Source organism: Arthrobacter sp. H20 (genome assembly GCF_000520515.1).
In the GTDB taxonomy this organism is placed as follows: domain Bacteria; phylum Actinomycetota; class Actinomycetes; order Actinomycetales; family Micrococcaceae; genus Arthrobacter_D.
Window position 1 is genome coordinate 51,741 of the sequence record NZ_KI914720.1, and the last position, 4,997, is coordinate 56,737.

At 64.4% G+C, this 4,997-nt stretch carries 4 protein-coding genes; 2 read left to right on the plus strand and 2 right to left on the minus strand.

The window, feature by feature from the left end:
- Positions 1-1,328 (plus strand): hypothetical protein (locus Y703_RS18295; RefSeq protein WP_035764049.1); only part of this gene is annotated, 1,328 nt, incomplete at its 5' end.
- 56 nt (positions 1,329-1,384) lie between these two features.
- Here Y703_RS18295 and ftsY read toward each other — a convergent pair.
- Positions 1,385-2,593 carry a signal recognition particle-docking protein FtsY gene (ftsY, locus tag Y703_RS0106225; RefSeq protein WP_026552020.1) on the minus strand — a complete coding sequence of 403 codons (1,209 nt, stop codon included), beginning with the start codon at positions 2,591-2,593 and terminating at the stop codon, positions 1,385-1,387.
- 64 nt (positions 2,594-2,657) lie between these two features.
- Here ftsY and Y703_RS0106230 point away from each other — a divergent pair, with 64 nt between their 5' ends.
- Positions 2,658-3,926 carry an MFS transporter gene (locus tag Y703_RS0106230; protein WP_026552021.1) on the plus strand — a complete coding sequence of 423 codons (1,269 nt, stop codon included), beginning with the start codon at positions 2,658-2,660 and terminating at the stop codon, positions 3,924-3,926.
- Here the strand turns inward: Y703_RS0106230 and Y703_RS18300 are convergent.
- Positions 3,923-4,997 (minus strand): AAA family ATPase (locus Y703_RS18300; RefSeq protein ID WP_035764051.1); only part of this gene is annotated, 1,075 nt, incomplete at its 5' end. The two genes, Y703_RS0106230 and Y703_RS18300, sit on opposite strands and share 4 nt — an antisense overlap.

Genomic DNA, 4,997 nt, shown 5'->3' on the forward strand with positions numbered 1-4,997 from the left:
CGCTCGAAGCCACTGACCTGGCCGATCCGCGGATGTCCGGCGATAACCAGGAAATCGTCAGCAGCCTCACCGGCCTCGGCCGTCCCATGCTGCGCTTCGGCGGCAACGCGGTCGACCGGCGGTTCTTCTGGACCTCATCAGATGAGGCAATCCCCGGAAACCTGGAGGGCGACAAAGCGCACCCGGTGCGCGCTGCTGGCCCCGCCGATCTGGAGCGGGTCAACACCCTGCTGGAGGCGGCCGACGCCACCATCAGCCTGACCGTTGACATGGGCAACTATGATCCCGCACGTGCAGCAGACATGACCAAGTACGCAGCCGAGATCTTCGGTGACCGCCTGGTTGGAATCACCGTCGGCAACGAACCCAACGGGTATCCCACCAATGGTCTACGGCCATCCGGCTGGGGCATCCCTGAGTACCTCGATGAGCTGAAGACCTACGCGGATGCCATGTATGAGGTTGCGCCCGAGGTTCGAATTGTGGGGCCGGGCACCTACGCCGAAGCGTGGTGGGAGCCGTTCGCCCAGGCGGACCTGCAGCAGGAGAAGATCCTCTCGTTCCACCACTACCCGCTGTCACAGTGCGATGGATCGAATGATCCCCTGGGTGAACCCATCATGGAGAACCTGATGGCTGCACCGATCCACGACCGGGCCGAGGATTACCGTCGTGCAGCGCTTGCTCCGGCCAGTGCGGCAGGACTTGAAACCTGGATCCCCGAGACCGGCATTTCGGCATGCCCGGGCTCCAATGAAACCACCAAGACCCATGCCTCGGCTCTGTGGAGCGTCGACTACGCGTTGAGCGCTGCCCAGATCGGGATTCCCCGACTCAGCTTCCACAGCTCGCTGCTGACCTGCCAGGGCGGTCCTCCCATGTCATCCATCTGCTCGGGCGGACCCTACCTGCAGCCGGATGCCACCTTCAACGAGCGGGCCAACTACTACGGCCTCTCAATGGTTGCCGAGCTTCCACCCGGAGCGTTCCTGCAGAATACCGCCGAGGGTGGCGGGCTGTCCTACAGCTATGCGGTCCAGCACGAGGACGGCAGCCTGAGCGTGGTGCTGGTCAACCAGAACAACCCTGAGGTCAACGCCCAGACAGATGTCACAGTGCAACTGCCAGCCGGCGCACGCACCAGTTCGATGACCCAGCTCGCTGGCCCGTCCTATGGCGCCGAGGACTCGACTGTGGTTGACGGTGCTTTCGCAGCGCCGATCCCGGCCGCTGACCGGCCCGCCATCCCGGGGTTTGTTCCCGGGGCGGAATCGGTACAGCTGCCCGTGACTGCGGGCACCGTTTCGGTGTTCCACTTCACCTTCTAGCCCCCCAACGGAAGAGGCGCCCCACGAAACCGTGGGGCGCCTCTTTTGTTAGGCAGTTAGTTCAGGAGTGCGTCGACGAAGGATTCGGCGTCGAAGAGCGCCAAATCGTCGGCGCCTTCGCCAAGGCCCACCAGCTTCACCGGAACGCCGAGGCTGCGCTGAATCGCAACAACGATACCGCCCTTGGCGGTGCCGTCGAGCTTGGTGAGGACGATCCCCGTCACGTTCACCACCTCGGCGAACACCCGGGCCTGATTGAGGCCGTTCTGGCCGGTGGTGGCGTCGAGGACAAGCAGCACCTCGTCAACCGTGGCGAGCTTCTCGATCACCCGCTTCACCTTGCCGAGCTCATCCATCAGGCCCACCTTGTTCTGGAGCCGTCCGGCGGTGTCAATCATGACCACGTCCACCTCGCCGTCGATCCCAGCCTTCACGGCTTCGAACGCTACCGACGCAGGATCGGCGCCGTCGACGTGGGAGCGCACAGTCGGCACGCCGACCCGCTGTCCCCAGGTGGCGAGTTGCTCGGCAGCAGCAGCGCGGAAGGTATCGGCGGCGCCCAGCAGCACATCCTTGTCCTCAGCGACCAGCACCCGTGCCAGTTTGCCGACCGTGGTGGTCTTGCCGACGCCGTTGACTCCAACGACCAGCACGACCGCCGGCCGGTCGGCATGCCTGTCGGTGGCCAGCGACCGGTCCATCGTCGGATCGACCAACTTGACCAATTCCTCGCGCAGCATGTCCTTGACCTCGGCCGGACTGCGACTGCCCGCAATCTTCACCCGAGCCCTGAGCGCATCGACCAGTTCCATGGTCGGTTCGGTGCCCAGGTCCGCGAGGAGCAGTGTCTCCTCAATTTCGTCCCAGACGTCCTCGTCGATGTGGTCCCGGGACAGCAGGGCCAGCAGGCCCTTGCCGAGGGCGTTGTTGGACCGGATCAGCCGGGCACGGAGACGTGCCAGTCTGCCCTGCACCTCGTCGGGGGTTTCCACCGGCACGGTTTCGGTGCCGATTGTCGTCTCGTCGAGGTCCCGCAGGTCATCGGGAACGACGACGTCGGTAGAGTCGCCGGTGCTGGTCGGGGGCTCCAGCGTGTCGGCTGAGGTTCCGGAAGTGCCTTTGGCGACGCGGTCATCGTCGTCGCGGGTAGTGGTGTAGGTCCCAGGAGGTGTTCTGCGTCCCTTCAGCAGGAGCACGGCGAGTGAGCCGATGACCGCTAGGGAAATGGCTACGTAAATTGCTATCTGGAGCGTCGTCTCGTTCACAGACCTAGCTTCTCATACGCCGTTGGCGGGGCGTGGGGGAAACTGGTGGAAGACTAGGCTCATCATGTTCAGCCTCAGACGCTCCCCCACCACCGGCGCCGCCGCCGTCGAACCCGCCGAACGCGTCAGGATTCCCCAGGAGATCCGGGTTCTGATTGCCGCGGCCTTCGTGATCGCCATCGGTTTTGGACTGGTGGCACCGGTGCTGCCCCAGTTTGCCCAGAGTTTCGACCTGCCGCCGATCGTCGCCCGGCTCGACCTTGGTGTGACTGCGTCGGCAATCATCGTGAGTGCGTTCGCCTTCACCCGCCTGGTCTTTGCTCCGGCCAGCGGCAGACTCGTTGAACGGCTCGGTGAGCGTCCGGTCTATGTGTCGGGGCTCCTGATCGTTGCGCTGTCGACCGCGGCGTGTGCGTTCGCTGCTGACTACTGGCAGCTGCTGATTTTCCGTGGTCTTGGCGGTATTGGTTCAACCCTGTTCACTGTTTCGGCGATGGGTCTGATCGTTCGGCTGGCGCCACCTGGTCTGCGGGGTAGGGTCACAGGCTCGTATGCATCGGCTTTCCTGCTGGGCAGTATTCTCGGTCCGATGATCGGCGGACTGCTTGCCGTGTTCGGGCTGCGGGTTCCGTTTCTCGTCTATGCCGGCGCGCTGATCATTGCCGCGGCGGTAGTGTTCGTCAAGTTGCGCGATTCGGCCCTCAGGGACAAGGCCGCCAAGGCGGCTCCCCTCCCAGCTCTTTCGGTTCGGGAGGCGCTAGGGGACTCCGCCTACCGTGCTGCCCTGGCATCAGGTTTCGCCAACGGCTGGTCGTCGTTTGGGGTGAGGATGGCGCTGGTTCCCCTGTTTGCTGCCGCGGTCCTGGGCGAAGGGCCCGAAGTAGCTGGCATTGCGCTGACGTTCTTTGCCGCCGGCACCGCCTTGGCCCTGACCTTCTCGGGCCGGTTGGTTGACCGGCTGGGCCGCAAGCCCATGGTGCTGACTGGACTGGCTGTCAACGGTCTGGCCATGGCTGGTCTCGGTTTCACTACCGACCTGGTCATGTTCCTCGCCGTCTCGGTTGTCGCTGGGCTCGGTGCGGGTCTTCTCAACCCGGCGCAGCAGGCGGCCGTCGCTGACGTCATCGGCAACCAGCGCAGCGGCGGGAAAGTGTTGGCGGCATTTCAGATGAGCGCCGACACCGGCGCCATTATTGGCCCAATCATCGCAGGACTGCTGGTCGACGCGTTGTCCTTTGGGTGGGCTTTTGCCCTGACCGGGGTGGTGGCGTTCGCTGCGTTCCTGGTCTGGCTGGGCGCACGGGAAACTCTTCCTGAGAAGACAGGCTCCTAGGCGTCCACCAGCCGCTGACTGATGACAGTTGAGACGCCGTCGCCCCTCATGGTTACCCCATACAGCGCGTCGGCTACCTCCATGGTCCGTTTCTGGTGGGTGATGATGATCAGCTGGCTGGATTCGCGCAGTTCCTCGAAGATGGTGATCAGCCGGCTGAGGTTGGTGTCATCGAGTGCAGCCTCCACCTCGTCCATCACGTAGAACGGCGATGGTCGTGCCTTGAAAATCGCCACGAGCAGCGCAACCGCTGTCAGCGAGCGCTCTCCACCAGAGAGCAACGAGAGCCGCTTGATCCTCTTCCCTGCCGGTCGTGCTTCCACCTCGATGCCGGTGGTCAGCATGTTGTCCGGATCGGTGAGCACCAGCCGGCCTTCGCCGCCCGGGAACAGCCGCCCAAATACCCGCTCAAACTGCACCGCCGTGTCCTGGTAGGCGGCGGTGAAAACCTGCTCGACCCGTTCGTCCACCTCGCGGATGATGTCGAGGAGGTCCTTGCGGGTCGCCTTGAGGTCTTCCAGCTGGGTGCTCAGGAATTGATGGCGTTCCTCGAGGGCGGCGAACTCCTCCAGTGCCAGCGGATTGACCCTGCCCAGGGACGCTAGATCCTTTTCTGCCCGCTTCAGCCGTTTCTCCTGTTCCAGGCGCACAAAAGGAATGCCGGTGGGGATTGGGGCGCCGTCCTCGTCGACCGGGGCGCGCAGTTCAGCCCACTTGTCGGCTGCCGCAGCTGCTACCGGCACTGGCACATCTGGACCATACTCGGCGATCAGGTGATCGGAGGTGAACCCGAGTTCATCGATGGAGCGGTTCTCGAGGGTTTCGATCCGCGCCCGCTGCTGTGCGCGGGCCAGTTCGTCGCGGTGCACCGAATCAGTCAGCTGGGCCAATTCGGCCAGTAGCCCGTCGTTGCCCGTCCTGACGTCCCCCAGCTCGGCATCCCACTGGGCGCGCAACTCCTCGGCGGAGTCGCGGTGTTGTGCTGCCCGGTCTACCGATACATCGAGGTACGCGAGAGCGCTCTGGACTGCCTGGCCGACGGCGGCGGCACGGGCCGCCTGTAACCGGCGG

What these genes read in the sequence shown, in the direction of transcription:
- Y703_RS0106230 (WP_026552021.1), top strand. Translation starts at nt 2,658, where the DNA reads ATGTTCAGCCTCAGACGCTCCCCCACCACCGGCGCCGCCGCCGTCGAA.